Annotated in this window: 15 protein-coding genes; 8 read left to right on the forward strand and 7 right to left on the reverse strand. The window is 69.3% G+C overall.

Annotation, left to right across the window (positions count from 1 at the left end; all coding sequences use genetic code 11):
- Position 1: 1 nt before the first annotated feature.
- The gene (gene ftcD / locus Q8Q85_07875; GenBank protein ID MDP3774171.1) at positions 2–1510 is read right to left on the reverse strand and encodes a glutamate formimidoyltransferase; all 1509 of its coding nucleotides are present in this window, start codon (positions 1508–1510) and stop codon (positions 2–4) included.
- A gap of 48 nt (positions 1511–1558) precedes the next feature.
- On the reverse strand, positions 1559–2359 hold the full coding sequence (locus Q8Q85_07880; protein ID MDP3774172.1) for an inositol monophosphatase family protein: 801 nt from the start codon (positions 2357–2359) through the stop codon (positions 1559–1561).
- Between the two features lie 35 nt (positions 2360–2394).
- On the opposite strand from Q8Q85_07880, the gene trpS reads away from it, so the two are divergent.
- From trpS to Q8Q85_07905, 5 genes are read left to right on the forward strand one after another with little or no spacing between them, the layout of a single operon-like run.
- Positions 2395–3423, forward strand: coding sequence for a tryptophan--tRNA ligase (trpS, locus tag Q8Q85_07885; protein MDP3774173.1), 1029 nt, complete (start codon positions 2395–2397; stop codon positions 3421–3423).
- 26 nt (positions 3424–3449) lie between these two features.
- Positions 3450–4619 carry a PilT/PilU family type 4a pilus ATPase gene (locus Q8Q85_07890; GenBank protein ID MDP3774174.1) on the forward strand — a complete coding sequence of 390 codons (1170 nt, stop codon included), beginning with the start codon at positions 3450–3452 and terminating at the stop codon, positions 4617–4619.
- Complete coding sequence (locus Q8Q85_07895; GenBank protein ID MDP3774175.1) at positions 4616–5521, forward strand: dihydrodipicolinate synthase family protein; 906 nt, start codon at positions 4616–4618, stop codon at positions 5519–5521. The genes Q8Q85_07890 and Q8Q85_07895 overlap by 4 nt, the downstream gene beginning before the upstream one ends.
- 16 nt (positions 5522–5537) lie before the next feature.
- Positions 5538–6821 (forward strand): adenylosuccinate synthase, encoded by a 1284-nt coding sequence (locus tag Q8Q85_07900; GenBank protein MDP3774176.1) that lies wholly within the window; start codon positions 5538–5540, stop codon positions 6819–6821.
- The gene (locus Q8Q85_07905) at positions 6818–9343 is read left to right on the forward strand and encodes a penicillin acylase family protein (protein ID MDP3774177.1); all 2526 of its coding nucleotides are present in this window, start codon (positions 6818–6820) and stop codon (positions 9341–9343) included. The genes Q8Q85_07900 and Q8Q85_07905 overlap by 4 nt, the downstream gene beginning before the upstream one ends.
- Here the strand turns inward: Q8Q85_07905 and Q8Q85_07910 are convergent.
- The 4 genes from Q8Q85_07910 to Q8Q85_07925 form a co-directional block, all read right to left on the reverse strand.
- A complete protein-coding gene (locus Q8Q85_07910) occupies positions 9283–11001 on the reverse strand; it encodes an ABC transporter ATP-binding protein (protein ID MDP3774178.1) in 1719 nt (572 codons plus the stop codon). The two genes, Q8Q85_07905 and Q8Q85_07910, sit on opposite strands and share 61 nt — an antisense overlap.
- A 47-nt stretch (positions 11002–11048) precedes the next feature.
- Positions 11049–11900: a hypothetical protein gene (locus Q8Q85_07915; protein ID MDP3774179.1), complete on the reverse strand. Its 852-nt coding sequence runs from the start codon at positions 11898–11900 to the stop codon at positions 11049–11051.
- 92 nt (positions 11901–11992) lie between these two features.
- Positions 11993–12169, reverse strand: a complete 177-nt coding sequence (locus Q8Q85_07920; GenBank protein ID MDP3774180.1) for a lasso RiPP family leader peptide-containing protein — start codon at positions 12167–12169, stop codon at positions 11993–11995.
- Positions 12166–14124, reverse strand: coding sequence for an asparagine synthase-related protein (locus tag Q8Q85_07925; GenBank protein MDP3774181.1), 1959 nt, complete (start codon positions 14122–14124; stop codon positions 12166–12168). The genes Q8Q85_07920 and Q8Q85_07925 overlap by 4 nt, the downstream gene beginning before the upstream one ends.
- A gap of 46 nt (positions 14125–14170) precedes the next feature.
- Between Q8Q85_07925 and Q8Q85_07930 the strand changes: the two genes are divergently transcribed.
- The 3 genes from Q8Q85_07930 to Q8Q85_07940 are packed head-to-tail and all read left to right on the forward strand — an operon-like array spanning position 14171 to position 16066.
- A complete protein-coding gene (locus Q8Q85_07930; GenBank protein MDP3774182.1) occupies positions 14171–14482 on the forward strand; it encodes a PqqD family protein in 312 nt (103 codons plus the stop codon).
- Positions 14466–14930 carry a lasso peptide biosynthesis B2 protein gene (locus tag Q8Q85_07935; protein MDP3774183.1) on the forward strand — a complete coding sequence of 155 codons (465 nt, stop codon included), beginning with the start codon at positions 14466–14468 and terminating at the stop codon, positions 14928–14930. Before Q8Q85_07930 ends, Q8Q85_07935 begins: the two co-directional genes overlap by 17 nt.
- Positions 14927–16066: a nucleotidyltransferase family protein gene (locus Q8Q85_07940; protein ID MDP3774184.1), complete on the forward strand. Its 1140-nt coding sequence runs from the start codon at positions 14927–14929 to the stop codon at positions 16064–16066. The genes Q8Q85_07935 and Q8Q85_07940 overlap by 4 nt, the downstream gene beginning before the upstream one ends.
- A gap of 204 nt (positions 16067–16270) precedes the next feature.
- Here Q8Q85_07940 and Q8Q85_07945 read toward each other — a convergent pair.
- Positions 16271–18653 (reverse strand): polysaccharide biosynthesis tyrosine autokinase (locus Q8Q85_07945; GenBank protein MDP3774185.1); only part of this gene is annotated, 2383 nt, incomplete at its 5' end.

Genomic DNA, 18653 nt, shown 5'->3' on the forward strand with positions numbered 1-18653 from the left:
CCTACCCGCCGACTACCGCTTCGACCATGGCGGCCGCCCGCTCCGCGTCCCGCGCCACCTCACCGACCAGCCGCTGCGCCTCTTCCGCCATGGGCGCGGCCTCGGATGGGTCGGGCATTCCGACCACGTTCACACGCATGTTAAATGCCGCTCCGCGTGCCGCGGCGTGGGCCAGAATGGCCGCTACGCCCGCGTCGGATACCGCATTACGGTTCCCGGCCTCCGCAGCCCGCGCGGCCAGACCGGCTACCTCCCGGGCCGCCCGAAGCGTTTCGAGGGGCACCAGGGTAGCACCCATCAGGGCGGCCTGGATCGCCGCCTGCCTCTCCGCGTCGCGGTCCTTGGGGATGGAGTAAGCCGCGCTGACCGCGTCAAAGGCCTTGGAGTCCTCGTCGCCGAGCCGGATCAAGGCTAGGCGCAACGCTTCGGCCCGCTCGATCATGCCGCGGAATTCGGCGTCCACCTCGGCGTATTTCTTGCGGCCCACGGTGAGCCGCGCCACCATGGCCACGAGCCCAGCCGCCATCGCGCCGGCCACGGCCGAAACGGTCCCGCCCCCAGGGGTCGGGCTCGCGGACGCGACTGCGTCCATCCATTCGCCGAGCGACGGACCGGCGGACCAGCGCACCTTCGCCTCCAGCACGTGCTCGGAGACCGGCTCGCGCAGCTTCAGGTGGGCCTCGACCGCCTGGTGCACCGCGCGTTCGGGCACCAGCCCAACGATCTCGCTCCAGCCGGTGTCGGCGCCGGCTTCGCGTGCCGCCGCCGCCACGGCGTCGAACGCTTCGTGGATCGAGGTCGTGTCGAGGTCCACCAGGTTCATCGAGACCTGCGGCTCTCCGCCCACGGTGATACCCATGGCCTGGACGGCGGGCAGCCCGCCGCTCGAGGCACGCACCTTCTTCGCGATCGCCTTGGCAAGCGCCTCGTCGCCGCCCCCGAGGTAGACGTTGTAGGCAACGAGGAACGGCCGGGCGCCCACAGCCGTCGCGCCCGCGGTGGGGTGCATGCGCTTGGGCCCGTAGTCGGGATCCTTCTCGAGGTTGGTGCCTATCTCCTCGCGCAGGCCCTCGAACTCACCTTTCCTCACGTCCGGCAGCCGCTCTCGCGATGGCCTCGTGGCGGCGCGGGCGTACAGGAACACGGGGATCCCCAGCTCCGCCCCTATCCGCTCGCCGAGCCGCCTCGCGAGCGCTATGCAGTCGTCCATGGTCGTCCCGCCGAGCGGCACGAACGGGACGACATCGGTAGCGCCCATGCGCGGGTGTTCACCTTGGTGGACGGTGAGGTCGATCCGCTCGCTCGCGGTCTTCACGGCGCGGAACGCCGCCTCGACAGCCGCGTCCGGCGGCGCCACGAACGTGAACACCGACCGGTTGTGATCGGCGTCCGCCTGGACGTCGAGCAGCCGGACGCCGGAAACGGACAGGAGTGCGGCACGCAGGGCAGCGAGCGTGGCGGCGTCTCGGCCTTCGCTGAAGTTGGGCACGCATTCGACGAGATGGGTCATGAAGAGAAAGGGTGTAGGGTGTAGGGTTTAGGGTGCAGAGCACCCGTGTCAGGCGTCCGGGACGGCCTGCAAGATACCCAGGAGCCAGCGATGGATGGCGGGGTTGCCCGCGACGACGGGTCCGTGGCGCAGCACCGCGTCGTCGCCGCCCAGGTCCGTCACCAGGCCGCCAGCCTCGCGCACGATCAGCGTCCCGGCCGCGACGTCCCACGGCGCCAGCATCAGCTCCCAGAAGCCGTCGAACCGGCCCGCCGCCACGTCGCAGAGATCGAGTGCCGCCGACCCGGGGCGCCGAACGCCGGCGGAGCGGGCGAGAATGGCTGCGAACTGCCGCTGATAGCGAGGGAGCAGATCGGCGAACTTGAAGGGGAAACCCGTGCCGATCAGCGCGTGCTTCGGATCCTGGATGGAAGAAACGGCGATGGGCGCGCCGTTCTGGAACGCCCCGCCGCCGCGAGTGGCGTGATAGCGGATCCCGGGCGGGACGTGCTGGACCACTCCGGCCTGGATCTCCCCGTCCGTCACCGCGGCTATCGAGACCGAGTAGTAGGGGAAACGGTGGAGGAAGTTCGTGGTGCCGTCGAGCGGGTCCACGATCCACGCCAGCCCCCGGGGCAAGGAGTTTGGCGTCAACTCCTCGCCGACGACCCGACTGTCCGGTGCCGCCACCAGCAGCGCCTCCGCGATGAGTCGCTCCGCCTCCCGATCCACTTCGGTGACGAAATCCGCCCGGCCTTTCTCCGACCACCGTTCCGGGCCAAGGCGGCCCTCTTGCCCGCGCAGGAACTCGGCGGCTTGATCGGCCGCAAGTTGCGCCATCATCAAGAGTTGGGCCGCTTCGTGCTTCACTTGCCACGCCCCCGGGCCATCCTTACCTTGCCCCCATGTCACGCGTATTCAGCGGAATCCAGCCGTCCGGCGAGCTACACATCGGCAACTACCTCGGCGCGGTTCGCTACTGGGTCGAGCTTCAGGACCAGTTCGAGTGCATCTTCAGTATCGTCGACCTGCACGCTATCACGCAGCCCTACGATCCCGCAAACCTACCCGAGCGCACTCTTGAAATGGCAGTCGGGCTGCTGGCCGCGGGTCTCGACCCGGCCAAGTGCACACTGTTCGTGCAGTCGCAGGTGCCCCAGCATGTGGAGCTCATGTGGATCTTCAACACCGTGACGCCCGTCGGGGAGCTCGAGCGGATGACCCAGTACAAGGAAAAATCCGCGTCACTCGAAAGCATTCCCGCCGGGCTGCTCAGCTACCCGATTCTTCAGGCTGCGGACATTCTCCTGTATCAGGCCGGTCAGGTGCCAGTCGGCGAGGACCAGGTGCAGCACCTTGAGCTCGCGCGTGAGATCGCCCGGCGCTGGAACGCGCGGTTCGGCGATCCCTTCAGGTTCCCGGAGCCGATTGCGCTGCTCACCGGCACCAAGCGTATTCTCGGACTTGACGCTCGTGCGAAGATGTCCAAGAGTTTGGGCAATACCATCGGCCTGCTCGACACCCCGGAAGCGATCTGGGAGAAACTGCGGCCAGCCATAACCGATCCCGCTCGTAAGACTCGCAAGGACGCCGGCGAGCCGGAGAGGTGTCCCGTGGTTTACCAGCTGCACCGCGCGTTCTCTCCGCCGGAGGTCGTCGCGGAGGTTGAGCGCAACTGCCGCTCTGCTGGATGGGGCTGTCTCGACTGCAAGCGCGTGCTGGCCGATCACGTGATCGCCGAGCTGGCGCCGATTCGGGAGCGTGCGCTGGCGCTGAAGCAGAGGCCCGATGACGTGTGGGACATCCTGGACGCGGGCGCCAAGCGGTGCCGGAAGCTGGCTGAGGAAACGCTGTCGCTCGTCTATCCCCAGATGGGAATCTCCCGTGGAGACCGCCGGTTCCTTTATTTGGGCGCCACGGCGTCCGGCGTGTAGATTACAGCTTACCCTCAAGGGGCTTCATGGAGAAGATCATCCAGGCGGCGGTCGAACGTGGCGCTTCCGACCTGCACATCAAGGCGGGGGACGTCTTCCGGGCGCGGATCGACGGCAAGCTGGTGCCGTTGACCAAGCAGCGGCTGACGCCGGAGCAGACCAAGGCCATCGCCTTGCGGTTCATCCCCAACGAGGAGGACCGGGCGCGCATCGACAAGATCCAGGACTACGACTGCTCCTGGGGTGCGCCGGGCATCGGCCGGTTCCGCGTCAACATCCTGAAGCAGCGCTCCTCGTTCATGGTCGTGATGCGGGTGATCCCGTTCGAGGTGCCGACGTTCGAGCAGCTGCACCTGCCGGCGGTACTCGCTCACATCTCCGCGGCCGAACGCGGGATGATACTCGTCACCGGCGTGACCGGCAGCGGCAAGAGCTCCACGATGGCGGCGATGATCAACCACATCAACCGCACGATGCAGAAGCACATCGTGACGCTCGAGAACCCGATCGAGTTCCTGCACCGCGACCTGACGTCCAGCCTCACGCAGCGGGAGATCGGCACCGACACCGAGAGTTTCCGCACCGGGCTTCGCGCGGCGCTGCGGCAGGACCCGGACGTGGTCCTCATCGGGGAGATGCGCGACCCGGAGACCATCGACACGGCCATGAAGGCTTCGGAGACGGGTCACCTCCTCCTCTCCACGCTCCACACGCCCGATGCCACCACGACCATCTCCCGGATCATCGCCATGTTCCCGCCGGAGGAGCAGGCCATCGTCCGGGTGCGGCTGGCAGACGCGCTGCACGCGGTGATCTCGCAGCGGCTGCTGCCGCAAAAGAACGGCCACGGGCGTTGCGCGGCGCTCGAGGTGATGCTGGTGACGGCTACCATTCGCGACCTGATCCTCGACCCGAACCGCACCTCGGAGATCAAGGAGTTCATCTCCGAAGGACGCGAACAATACGGGATGCAGACGTTCGACCAGCACCTGATGGATCTCGTCCAGGCGGATGTCGTCAACTACGATACGGCGGTCGCCAACTCCTCCAATCCGTCGGACTTCGAGCTGCAGATGAAGACCTTCGCGCGCAGTTCGCGCCTGTCCACGCCCAAGATGAAGGCGCCCGCCGCGCCCACCGAGCCGGACAAGCCCATCGGTTTCACGGACGATCTCTCGAGCATGCTCCCGCCGTGAGGCCGCAGGGCCTGCACGGGGTCATCGCCCCCATACCTACTCCGTTCGACCCGGAGACGGGCGACGTGGCACCGGTCGCGCTGCGGCACGCGACGCGCGCACTGCTGGCGCAGGGGCTCGACGGCATCGCGGTCGCCGGCTCCACCGGCGAAGGGGAGCTGCTCGACGCCGACGAGCGCGTGAAGCTGGTGGAGTGGCTCCGGGACGTCGTGCCCGACGACAAGTGGCTTATCGCCGGCGCCGGCGCGGAGTCCACTCGGGCGACGGTCCGCGCCTGCCGCGAGGTCGCGGCGGCCGGGGCGGACGCAGCCCTGGTACGGCCGCCCTCCTACTACGGCTCGGTGCTGGCGGCCGCGGCGCTGGCCGAGCATTACGTCCGGGTGGCCGACGCGAGCCCGGTGCCGGTCATCGTTTACAACATCCCCAAGTACACCCACGTGATGCTCCAGGACAGCGTGCTGCGCGCCGTCGCCGAGCACGAGCGGATCGTGGCGTTCAAGGACTCGTCCGGCGATCTCAAGGTGCTCGCTGGTTTTCGGGCCGCGGCGCCGCGGCTCGCCCCTCTGATGGGGAGTGGGTCGCTCTTCTACCCGGCGCTCGAGCTGGGCGCGGCGGGCGGAATCCTGGCCGTCGCGTGCTTCGCCGCCGAGGCGTGCGCCGCGCTGTACGCCGCGTTCCGCGCTGGCGACCGGGAGACCGCTGGCGCCTGCCAGGAACGGCTGACGCCGCTCGCCCGCGACATCGTTGGCGCGTTCGGACCGGCCGGCATCAAGGCGGCCATGGATCTGGTCGGCCTGCCGGCGGGTCCGGTGCGCCCGCCGCTCGCGGCCCTGGACGCGCGGCAGCAGGCCAAGGTGGCCGAATGCCTCGCCCAGGCCGGCGTCCTGCGCGTCGCGGCCTGAGGAGGACGGCGGCATCATGTTCGGTGCGGGCACGCGCTGCCTCGTCGTGGTGGGGGCGCAGTGGGGCGACGAGGGCAAGGGCAAGGTCGTGGACGCGCTGGCCGAGCACGCCGATCTCGTGGTGCGCTATCAGGGAGGCGCCAACGCGGGGCACACGGTAGACGCGCCCGACGGCGAGTTCGTGCTGCACCAGATCCCCTCCGGCATCCTGCATCAGGCGACGAAGTGCGTGATCGGCAACGGGGTCGTCCTCGATCCCGAAACGCTGTTTCACGAGATCGACGCGCTCCGCGGGCGTGGCGTGACCGTCGAGGGCCGGTTGGTGGTCAGCGACCGCGCCCACCTGGTTCTCCCTTACCACAAGCTGCTCGACGCCGAGAGCGCGCGCAGCAAGAAGATCGGCACTACGGCCCGCGGCATCGGTCCGGCGTACGAGGATAAGTACGGGCGGCGCGGTGTCCGCGTCGGAGACCTGCGGCACCCCGAGATCGTGGCCAAGCTGGTGGAGGCCGGCGTCCAGCGCGCCAACGACCTGTTGGGGCTGGCGGGGTCGGTGAAGCGCTGCCACGCGGCGGAGATCGTCGCCATGCTGGCAGGTATGGCGCCCCGGCTGCTGCCGTTCGTGTCCGACGCGGGCAGGCTCGTGACGGACACCCTGAGGGATGGCGGCAACGTCCTGCTCGAGGGCGCGCAAGGCGCTCTCCTCGACGTGGACCACGGCACCTACCCGTTCGTGACCTCGTCGAGCACCACCGCCGGCGGCGCCGCGGTGGGCGCGGGCATCGGCCCCACGGCGATCGACGCCGTGCTCGGCGTCGTCAAGGCGTACACGACGCGCGTGGGCAACGGCCCGCTCCCGACCGAGGCGGAGGTGACCGAAGGCGAAAGGCTGCGCACGCTGGGCGGCGAGTACGGCGCGACTACCGGGCGCCCGCGCCGCTGCGGCTGGTTCGACGCGATGGTGGTGCGCTACTCGGTGCGCGTGAACGGCCTCACCGGGCTCGCGGTGACCAAGCTCGACGTCCTCGATTCGTTCGAGCAGCTGTCCGTCTGCACGCACTACCGGCTCGGCGGCGAAACGCTGGACGACCTGCCTGACAACGTCGCGGCGCTCGCGGAAGTGGAACCGGTGTATGAGCTCCTTCCCGGCTGGCGCCAGCCGACCGGCGAGGCCCGCACGCTCGCCGCCCTTCCCCGGGAGGCCCGCGCCTACCTCGACCGCCTCGAGGCGCTGGCAGGCGCCCCCATCCGCTACGTGGGCGTGGGCACCAAGCGCGAGCAGCTGATCGAAGTGCAGTGAGGGTGCTCTTGAAGGTGCTGTCGGGAGTCGCCGCGGTCCTCGTCGTCGTGGCCGTGGTGGTCTCGTTGGTTCTCTTCCGCTCGATACCTCCCCTGGACGGCAAAGAGTCGTTGCCGGCGCTCTGCGCGCCGGTCGAGGTGCTCTGGGACAGCCTCGGCATCCCGCACCTCACGGCAGCGTCGGACGCGGACGCGCTGAAGGCGCTCGGATACCTCCACGCGCGCGATCGGCTGTGGCAGATGGAGACCCTCCGCCGCACCGCCGAGGGGCGGCTGGCCGAAGTGCTGGGACCCGCCGCCCTCGGCCTCGACCGGTTCCTGCGCTCGCTCGACATCCCGCGCGCCGCGGCCGCGAGCCTGGGCACGATAGCGCCCGAGGCCCGGGCGCTCGCCGAAGCCTACGTGGCGGGCGTGAACCAGTGGATCTCCCACCACACGCGGCCACTTCCTCTCGAGTTCCAGCTCTTGCGCTTCGCCCCGGAGCCGTGGACGATGCAGCAGGTGGTCGAGGTGGCACGGGTGATGTCGTGGGACCTGGTGAGCGCGCGGCTCGAGCTGAACCTCGCGCGGGCGGCGGCGCGCCTGGGCCCGGAACGGGCGCGCGACCTGGTCCCGCTGTACCCGGACAGCGCGCCGGTCATCCTGGCGCCGGGGACTGCTACGTGGAAAGACGGGCGGCAGACGCGCAGACGCGCAGACGCGCAGTCGGTGGGCGGGCGGCAGTATTCGGTTGAACGGCAGTGGCTCCCGAGCCACCTGCTCGCCGAGCGGGAGGTCCCGGAGATACCGCCGTTGGCGGCGGAAGTTCTCGACGCGGTGACCATGACGCGGGCGTCGAACTCCTGGGTGATCGGATCGTCGCGCTCGCGCTCGGGCAAGCCCATCCTGGCCAACGACCCGCACCTCCGGCTCAGCGCGCCTTCGCTGTGGTACCTCGCGGTCATCGAGAGCCCTCGCCTGCACGTCGCCGGCGCCACGATCCCCGGCCTGCCGGCCGTGATCATCGGGCACAACCGGCGCATCGCCTGGGGGCTCACCAACGGGTCGGTGGACGACGTGGACTACGTGATCGAGCGGCTCTCGGCGGACTCCTCTCGCGTGCTCACGCCTGACGGGTGGGCGCCGGTGGAGGTGGTCCGGGACTCGATCCGGGTTCGCGGTCGTCAGGCGGTCCCGTTCACGCTGCGGCGCACGGCGCACGGCCCGATCGTGGACGAGGCCGCGCCCGACTCGGGCTGGACCCACGCGCCGTCGGACAGCGCCGCGCCCGTGACCGTGCTCGCGATGCGCTGGAACGGGCAGGACCCGAGCGACGAGCTCACGGCGCTGATCGGCGTGGACCGCGCGGGTTCGTGGACCGACTTCCTCGCCGCCGTCTCCGGGTTCAAATCGCCCGAGCAGAACTGGATCTACGCCGACGTGGACGGCAACATCGGGTACACCGCGAGCGGCGCGGTGCCGGTTCGGCGGTCGGGGGTCGGTCTCCTCCCGACACCGGGCTGGACCGACGAGGGGAGGTGGGAGCGGTACCTGGACTTCGACGAGCTGCCCCGCGCGTTCAATCCGCCCGATGGTTTCATCGTCACCGCGAACAACCGGGTGATAGGCCCCGAGTACCCGCACTTCCTGGCGCAGGACTGGGACCTCGGCTACCGGGCGGCACGAATCCGGGAGATGCTCGTACCGGGCGGTCCTTTCACCGCCCTGGACGTTGGACGCATGCAGCTGGACACGGTGGACGTCTTCGCGCGATGGGCCAGGCGCCTAGCCGCGGACGCCGCGGCGACCGCGGGCCGGCAGGACCTGGCTGAGCGGCTGCGCGCGTGGGACGGCACGATGGGATCCGACCGGACGGAGCCGACGCTCTTCTACGTCTGGTACCGGGATCTCCAGCGCCTTACGTACGAGGACGAACTCGGTGGCTATGCGCCTTCGGGGCCACTGCACCGGTGGTTGCGCGCGGGCGGAAGCCCGTGGTTCGACGACATCAGGACGCCCGAACGCGAGGACCTGGCGGCGCTTTCCGCCCGCGCGATGCGCGAAGCGCTGCCGGTAGCCGAGGGTGTGAAATGGGGCGACGCGCACGTCACCGTGTCACAACACGCCCTCGGCGGCTTCGGGCCTCTCAACCGCCTGCTCGGCCTGAACCTCGGGCCGGCGCCGCGCGCCGGGTCGCTCTACACCGTGGATGTCGCCGACTTCGGTTCCTTCGCGCCGCCGTTCGTGAACACCCATGCGGCATCGTTCCGGCAGGTCGTGGATCTGGCGGACGTGGAGGCCGGGCGGATGATCGCGACCACGGGACAGTCGGGTAACCCGCTGGCGCGGCGATATCGCGACCAGAGCCGGCGGTGGTGGCGGGGGGAGTTGTGGGAGGTGCCGCTGGACCGCGAGCGGGTGGCGGCCGTCGGCACCCTGCATCTGACACCGCTGTCGCTATCCGCCCTATCCGCTCTATCCGTCTATGGTGTCACTCCCTCCGCGGCGCGCTCCACCAGCTGCGTCTCGACTAGCCGGCGGTAGACCGCGCTGGTCTCGAGCAGTTCCGCATGCCGGCCGGCGGCCGCAATGCCGCCGCCGTCGAGCACGGCGATCCGGTCGGCCGCGAGCACGGTGCTGAGCCGGTGGGCGATGATCAGGGTGATGCCGTCCGGGCGCCCGTAGCGCAAGCCTTCGGCGACCGACCGCTCGGTGGGGCTGTCGAGCGCGCTGGTCGCTTCGTCGAGAATGAGGATCTGAGGCCGCGTCACGATCGCCCGCGCCAGAGCGAGACGTTGCCTCTGGCCGGCCGAGAGCTTCCCGCCGCGCGGTCCGACGCGGGTGCGGTAGCCGTCGGGTAGGGAGTGAATGAGCTCGTCCAGTCGGGCCGTCTGCGCGGCCTTCGCGACCGCGGGCGACGGGAGGTCACGGCCCAGCGAGATGTTCCAGTCGACCGGCTCGTCGAAGACGAAGCAGTCCTCGAACACGACGCCCAGGTTCCGCGCGAGCGACGCCCGCGCCACGCGATCCAGCGGCACACCGTCTACCAGAATCCTGCCCGACTGCGGGGCCCGCAGGCGGACGAGCAGCTGCGCCAGCGTGCTCTTGCCCGACCCGCTGGCTCCCACCACCGCGACCACCTCACCGCGCCGGAGCTCGAGATCCAGGCCCCGGAGCACCGGCTCGCCCCCGGCATACCGGAACCCAACCTGCTCCACGCTGATCCGCTCCACCGGTGAATCCACCGCTTCGGACCCGTCGCGCTCGCCCGACGCGCGATCGCCCAGGAAGGCGAAGACGTTGAGCGTCGCACCCTCCTGCTCGGCCAGCGCCGACGCCGCCTCGGTGATGGCGCCGAACTGACCCTGGAGGCGGCGCAGCACGAACCCGAGGGCGAGGACCAGCGGCAGATTCCCGAACAGTTGATCCTGCCAAACGTTGAGCGCCACCAGCAGCGCGCCCAGGAGCACCACCGCGTAGAGCACTTCGGTCGCGGGCTTCACCGCGCTGCGCCAGCGGTGCAGGCCCATCGCTTCGCGATAGAGCGTCTGGTTCGTGCGGCGGTGGAGCGCCAACCGCTCCCGGCCGACGTCGTAGGCCTGGATCACGTGGAGCCCAGCGGCATCGTCGAGCACCAGCCGGCTCGAGTCCTCTTCCGCACGCACCATGAGCACCGAGTAGGCTCGAATCCGGCGGCCCGCGTAGGCGATGACACCGAAGCCGATCGCTCCGAGGACCGCCGCGGCCAGGCTCAGCCGCCACGACAGCAGCACGAGGGCCCCGCCGTAGACCGCCAGCAGCAGCGCGGCGTTCAGCAGCGCCACGAGCGCGGAGACCCCGGCGACCACCCGCTCGGTCTGCATCGAGAACAGGTTCACGAGCCTCCCCCCGCCGAGGACGGCCAGGTCCGCGTAGCGGGAGGCGTAGAACGCCTCCGCCAGTGACTCCCGGAGACGAAGGAGCACGCGCAGCTGGAGCCGGGCCGAGAGGACGCCGTTCAGGTAGCAAGCCGCGGCGCGGAGCAGGACGAGCGCGCCGATCGCGAGGACGATGAGCTGGAGTCTCTGCTCCGATCCTCGCTCGAAGGACTCGAGGAAGGGAACGAGCAGCGTGACCGAGGCCCCTTCGAGCAGGACGAGCGCCAGCGAAGTGCCGGCGACCGTCGCCGCGGGCCGCTTGAAGCCCCGGAGCGAGGTGATCACCTCTCGAACGTCTTTCCACCGGGAAGCCAGACGCTGCGGCAGTCTCATCACGAAAGGTCGGCCAGCACGGCCTCGCAGACGGCGGGGAGCAGGGACAGGCTCCGAGGGTAGCTCAGGCGCTTGACCGGCACCGCGGCCACCAGCCGGCTGGCGAACGCGAACTGGTTAGCGAGACGGTCCCGGTCCACCACGATCGTATTGAACGAATTCCGGATCACCTCGAGAAACGCGTCGCGGGCAGAGAGCCGTTCCAGCTCAATGCGCGCTGCCGGGCGGCGACCCGCGGGCGTCGGCTCGGAGAGGACGTAGAGCGCCCGGAGCGGCGCCCGGCGACGGGACAGCTGCCCGGCGGCGAGGGGGAAAATCTGCTTGGACGTGCCGTTGTTCAACGGTGTCCCGCCCCGCTCAACGCCCAGCACTCGTCGCGAGACGCTCGGGAAGAGCTTGAGCCGGGGCATCCCCGGGTGGACCGCATAGCCCGAGGCCGTCGGCTCGAGCGCCATCAGATCGTCGGTGAGGATCGGGAACCCCAGGCGCAGGAACGCCGCTCCCAGGGTGGATTTCCCGTACCCGCAGTTCCCGAGAAACGCGATCGCCTCTCCGTCGATGACGACGACCGTCCCGTGCAGCGGCTCCACGCCGAATAGGAGCAGCGAGAACGACAGCACCTGGCCGAGGAGGTACGTGCTGAAGGATTCCGGGGTGGCTCGCTTAAGCTGATGGTACCTGATGTCGCGGCCGTCCGCCGAGACCAGGAACTCGAACAGCCCGGTCCACCGCAGGTACGTCGAACCGGTGCGGAGACGGCGGCAGTAGAACCAGTCGCGGCTCGGCCGGTCGGTGGTTTCCCGCCGAGCAATTCCCTCGAAGCGGGCCGGTTCCCCGACCCGGAGCCTCACATCCGGTCGCCGCGCCCGCTGAACCCGAGGGCACGGGAGGACGAGAGGGCTCACGAGCGAGAGCCCGTAGAGCCGATAATGCGCTGTCGACCTCAAGCGTTAGTGCCGCTGGCCTTGGTCTTCGGCTTCCCACCACCACCGTCGGCCGCGCTGCCGCCCTTAACTCTTGTCAGCGCGCTGATGTCGCCATGCACGGTAAGTTCCGGTGAACGATACGGCTTCTTTTTCCCGGTGCTCCGCTGGGACTGGCCTTTCTTCCCCTTGTTCATACAGTGCTCTCCGAGAGAGGGGTTGGGGGCCGGGCCGGAATTGCGCGCTCCCCGCCCAAGAATACCTCAAGCCACACTTCCAAGGCAAACAGATCGGTGAGATCCCAGGTGCCGAGGCAGTCCGGACCCTCGAGCTCCGCGGCGAGGCCGGGAAGCGCGGCCGCCAGCCGACGCTCGTCAAGGTACCCCAGGCGAGCCGCCAACGAGCCTTGCGACAGCCGAGCGCAGACCTGCCCCAGGTCCCGGCCAATCCCACTGTTCGCGGCGGCCGTGAAGTCTGCCTTCCACGTTCGAGCGCGCAGCGGCTCGGGGAGGATGCCCCCCATCGCTTCCCGCAGCAGCGCCCGGGGAACGCCGTCCCGGTTCTGGATTTCTCCCGGCGCAGCCATGAGGAACGCGATGAGGTCACGATCCAGGAACGGGAAGGCCGCGTCCAGCCCGTGCAGCGCGGCGATCTTGTTGTTCCACTCCATGCAGTGCACGTGATACTTGGACCGGGCTTCCAGATACAGCGATCTCGCGTGGACGGAGTGGAAGCCGTCTCCGAACCACACGGGGCGGTTTGCGAACCTGAGCGCCCGGCGGCGGAAGGAATCCGAGAACCACGGCCTGGGTCGCTCCGGGCGGGAGATCATTCGGCGCAGCCACTTGAACAGCGGGGCCGCCGCACGCGGGACATAGTGCCGGGCGACATCGAGCACGAGCCGCCGCCTGAGCACCAGCGTCTCTTCCGGCCCGAAGAACCGCTGGTAGGTCCGGGTGTGTCGCTGGATCTGTCCGAAATCCAGCCGCCGGAAGAGATCCGCCAGATACGCGGCCGAAAACAGCATCTGGTCGCCCCAGTGCCCCGAGAGCAGCACCCGCGCGCCGGCCTCTCGGGCCCGAACATGTACTTCGCGGGTCACTCCCCAGAAGTAGTCCATAAAGGGCGCCTCGATGGCCCGCACCTGGTCCTCGGCGCCCCGGACCACACCGAGCAGAGGCTCGATGGGAATTCGCCCGACCGATACGCCGTACGCCTGCTCGATCTCACGCAGAAAACGCTGCTCGTCGGCCGCGGTGCCCTCGGCGCCCACGTAGGATATCCCGATCACGCCGGGAGCCGCGGCCCGTCCAGCGCGCCGAAGGGTTTCCGCCTGGCAGAAGATGGAGGATGAATCCAGGCCCCCGCTCACCGAAACGGCCACCGGGTGAACGGCACGCGTCCGACGCCGCACCGCTTCCGCGAACCGCTCGCGGAATGCTTCGGCGTATTCGCCGAACGAGTTCAGGCGGAGCGTGCGGCCCCGGTCGAAATCCCAGTACCGCCGGGCCATCAACCGTTCGGGCGTCACTACGACGAGATGCGCCGGCACGACCGCGGAGATGCCCGTGAAGCAGGTGATGTCCTGGCGATCGACCGGCCGCGAAGCCAGGAGCAGGTAGTCGGCGAGGCCCTCGTCGTCGGGACGCGCCGGTATCTCCGGGTGCGCCAGCAACGCCTTGATTTCGGAGGCGAACGCACCCAGCCGGTCGCTGCGGAAGTAGTAGAGGGGGCGAACTCCGATCGGGTCGCGCACCAGTAGCAGGCGTCGCTGTCGCTCGTCGAAGACCGCCAGCGCGAAATCGCCGTTCAAGCGTCCGGGGAACCGCTCCCCCCAAGCCTCGTACGCCGCGAGCACGCACGCGGCGTCGCTGACCGTCGGGGGCAGTCGCAGCGCGCCAAGCAGCTCGTCGCGATTGTCGAGCCGGCCGTCCATGACCAGCATGGCGCCGCTGCGACCCACGGGCGGCTGGACCTCGCCGGTCTCCTCGGGGGTCACCCACAGGTGCTGCCACGCGAAGCCAGCCGGGCCGGCCACCCGCCGGCCCTCGCCGTCGGGCCCGCGGTGGCGGAGCGCGGCACTCATGCGGGCCAGCAGCGCATCCTCCGCCGGCCGCGCATCGAGGTTGAACACTCCGACGATTCCGCTCATAGATTACATTATAACAGATACTCCGACGCGCGAGCCAAGAGCCTCTATGACTGCCCGCAACATTCCGGACTCGGCCACCGTCGTCGCGGCCGGGGACCTGCTCGCCAGCGAATTCGGCGCCGAGCTGGTGATCCTCAACCTGCGGGACGGCGTGTACTACGGGATGGAGGACGTCGGCGCGCGCGTCTGGAGCCTCTTGCAACGACCCGTCACGGTCTCCGCCATCCGCGAGACGCTGGTCGCGGAATACGACGTCGAGCCGGCCCGCTGCGGGCGGGACGTGCGGGCACTGCTCCAGGATCTGGCCGCGCGCGCCCTGATCGAGGTCCGGGAGAGCGGTGATGGCGCTGTGGCGTAAGCTTCGCACCCTGAGCGCCGCCGACCGCCGCCTCCTCGCGGAAGCGGGGCTGCTGCTCGTGCTCACCCGGATCGGGCTCTGGCTCCTTCCCTACCCGAAGCTCCGGCGAGTGCTGGACCGGGCCCACCCTTCGGGGCGGGAACCGCCCCGCGAGTTCCCCAATCGCGTCTCCTGGGCGGTCACCGCCGTCGCGCGCAGGCTTCCGGGAATGACCTGCCTGGTTCAGAGTCTCACCGCACACGCCCTGCTGCACCGCCGGGGATATCGCGCCGATCTGCGCATCGGCGTCCATGAGCGCGCCAGCCACGCCGCGAGACCCCTCGAGGCCCATGCCTGGGTCGAGTGTGAGGGCCGCGTCGTGGTGGGGAAGGTCCAGAACCTGGCCGACTACACGGTTCTGACCCCGACCGCGCCGCCAGCTTCTCCCGCCACGCCAGACCCCTCATGACCGCGGTGCTGCCCGCACACCTGGCCGACGGTCTCGCGGCGGTGCTCCGCGGCGAACGGGTCTCCTGGCGCTCGCTCGGCGTGGAACCGGCCGATCTGCTCGCGGTCTGTGCCGAGGAAGATCTCACCGGCCTGGTGCATCATCAGCTGGGCAACCTACCGGAAATCGGCTGGCCGCAGAGCCTCCGCGACAGCCTGACGCGCGAAGCCCGAGCGGGAGCGACGCGGGAGCTCCTCCGTCGCAGAGAACTGGTCACGGTGCTCGACGCCCTCGCGGCGCGAGATATCCACCCGATCCTGCTGAAGGGCACGCCGCTCGCGTACACGGTCTACGAGGCCCCGAGCCTCCGGCCCCGCAGCGACACCGACCTTCTGATATCGCGGGAGCAGACCGATACCGTCCGCCGCGTCATGACTGGGATCGGCTACTCGGCCACGAACTACTGCGACGGCGAGTTCCTGTTTTGCCAGTTTGAGCTTGGAAAAGAGGACGCGTTCGGCGTCGGTCACGCCTTCGATTTCCACTGGAAGATCAGCACCCAGTCCGCCTTCGCCGATCTCCTCAGCTATGACGAGCTCTCAGGTGACGCGACGCCCGTCCCCGCGCTCGGCGCCCACGCGCGCACCGCCGGAGCCGTCCACGCGCTGCTCCTGGCCTGCGTTCATCCGGTGATGCACCACCGAAACGTCGAGCGGCTCGTCTGGATCTACGACATCCACCTGCTCGCTGCACGGCTCTCGCGCGCCGAGTTCGACCGCCTCGCGGAGCTGGCAGTGCGCAAGGGCGTCGCCGCGATCTGTGCGCACCAGTTGGCGCTCGCCCGCTCGCGGCTCGGCACCCCCGTGCCCGACGAGGTGATCGCCGCCCTTGCCGCGCCCGGGCGTGAGGCCGAGCGATCGGCTTCCTACCTGGAGCCTGAGCGGCGGTGGAACGACGAGCTCCTGTCGAATGTCCGGGGATTGCCCCGCTGGACCGATCGCCTCCGCCTGTTGAAGGAAGTCGCGTTTCCCGCGCCAGGCTACATGCTCCGGGCCTACGGGTTGGACGGAGCCGCCTTCGGAAGCGCCCTGCTCCCCGCCCTCTACGTCCACCGCGGCGTGCGGGGCATCTGGAAAGTGTTGCGCAACCGCAAATAGCCCTGCCCGGCGAGCCCGCTCGCCGACCCGGTCGATTGCCGCCGCGACCGTGACAAAACCCGCTATTCCCGGTCATAGAGGCGATGGGCATGCGATCGTGTCTTTCGGGCTGATCCTCGGCGAACGTCCTTGGCCCGAATAGTTGGAACGGCACCAGTGGAGAAACTCCGAATCGGCGCCGGTTCAGCGCCGGCGCCCGCCGTGCTAGAAGAGGTGGGCGATCCGCTCGCGGAGGGCCGACAGCGGCCCGCGGCCCGTGGGCTGGTCCTTGCGGTAGTAGTAGTTGTAGTACTGGTCGCGCGTCTGCTGCACGCCGTTCAAGACCGAGCCGGCGACGCGGGCCTGGACGCGGCGCAACTGGCCGAGCGCGCGCTGGGCGGCGACCTCCTCCGTCTCGCCGGAGCGCAGGACCAGGATGACGGCGTCGGCCGAGGCGCCGAGCACGGCCGCGTCGGTCACGGCGAGCGTGGGCGGCAAGTCGAAGATCACCGTGTCATACTGGGTGCGCAGTTGCTCCAGGAGGCGGTGCATCGCCGCCGAGCCGAGCAGCTCCGACGGGTTCGGCGGCAGCGTGCCGGCCGGCAGGATATCGAGCTTCGGGATCACGTTGGGCCTGATGGCCTCGCGCAGCTGCGCGTTGCCGACCAGCACGTCCGTGAGCCCCGGCTCCTGCACCAGGTTGAAGGCGCGGTGAATCTGGGGACGGCGCAGGTCCGCGTCCACCAGGAGCGTCGTGGTGCCTTGCTGCGCGAGCGTGACCGCCAGGTTCGCCGCGGTCGTGCTCTTTCCCTCGCCCGGTCCCGGGCTGGTGGCACAGATGAGCTGTAGCGCCCGCTGTTCGGCATTCACGAAGGTGACGTTGGTGCGGAGCGCCCGGTAAGCCTCGCTGGACGGATCGTCGGGGCTGGCCAGCGACACCAGGTGGATCGCGCCTCGGCGTCGACCGTCCTTGCGGAGGCCACCGGCCGAGCGTGTCTCGAGCGGGATCAGGCCGAGGACCGGTATCTCCAGCGCGCGCTCGACGTCCGCCGCGGTCTTGATCGTCTGGTCCAGGTACTCGAGGAAGAACGCGGCCACGATCCCGAGGAAGAGCCCGACGAGCAGCCCGATCATCAGCTTCTGGCGGGTGCCGATGCCGATCCGCGTGGCCACAGTCGCGGTCTCCACGATCTGGATGTAGGGCGAGATCGTGGCCGCGGAGATGCGCGCGGCTTCCAGCTGCGAGAGCAGGTACTTGTAGGTGTCGTTCTGGAGCTCGACCTCGAGCGTGAGTTGCGCGAAACGCGTTTCCTTGCCGGGATAGGTCCCCAGCCGTTGCCGAAGGTTGGCGACGTTCTGGTCGAGTGACGCGATGTTCGCCTGGATGCCGCGCACCGTGGCGTGGGCTGCCTCGCGAAGCGCGGCCGCCGCCTGCGTGATGCGCTGGTCCATCGCCTGGACCTGCGGGTTGCTCTCCCTGAGGCCGAGCGAGCCCGCGACCAGCGTGCGGCGGTCGTCGTAGAGCTTGAGGAGGTTCTGTATCTGGAAGGTCATCGCGGCGTTGTTCGCGATGCCCGTGACCGAGGCGAGGCGATTCAGCGTCTCGAGGGTGACCTGAGCCTCCGGCCCCATGATTCCCTGGAGCGTCGACAGGTCGACCCGCAGTCGCTCCTTCTCGTGGTCGAAGCCCTGGATGGAGTTGATGATCGCGACCTCTTCGGCCGAGAAGTCGGTCGTGTGCTCCGACTCCTTGTAGGACTGCACTCCGGTGAGGGCCGAGAGGTAGCGCTCGCGCGCGTCGTCAACCCGCTCGCTGATATAGCGGAGGCGCTGGCTGGCTACCTCCCGAATGCGGTCGGCCCCGTAGTTCTGGAGCGCAATCAGCGCCTCATTGAGGACATCGGGCACCAGCGAAGGATCTGTGCCGGTGTAGGTCACGTTGACGACGTTGGTGCTGGGTTGGACCGCGAAGCTGACTCCGCCGCGCACCGCGTCGGCGGCGGAGACGCGCGCCCAGATCGAGAAGTGGACGGTGTAGGGCTCTCCCTCGTACTCTCGCACCTTGAAGCTGAAGCCGGGGCCGACGGCCGGGGTGTCTAAGCCGCCGGACGCCACCAGTTGCTGCCGGGAGTCGCGCACCTCGTAGCCGCGCGGGCCGAGGATGCGGAGCGCGAAGCTGTCGGGGCGGGCCAGGGAATCCACCTGGACGTCGTACAGGACGTCGTTGCGCCGCACGTCGGGGTCGTCGATCTGGAGCCGCAGGCCGACGTTGTTCACCACGGAGAGCGCGAGCGACTGGGTAGAGAGGACGAGCGCCTCGGAGAGCACGGGGTCGGTCCTGAGGGCCAGCTCCTCGACGTCGATGTCGTCGAGCCGGGCCATGACCTGTTTCTTGGAATTGACCTGGACGGTGGCCGAGGACTGGTAGCGCGGGACCGCTTTACTGCTGGCGTAGTACGTAGCGAAGACCACCAGCACCGTCAGGAATACAACGACCTTCCAATGCGCGAAGAGCACCTGGGCGAGATCGCGCAGGTGCAACTGGCGCTCGCCGCCAAGGCCGTAACGTCCTCTAGGTACCAGGCTCAGGGTCTCCTCCGGTCGGTCT

Source organism: Gemmatimonadales bacterium (genome assembly GCA_030697825.1).
Taxonomy (GTDB): Bacteria; Gemmatimonadota; Gemmatimonadetes; order Gemmatimonadales; family JACORV01; genus JACORV01.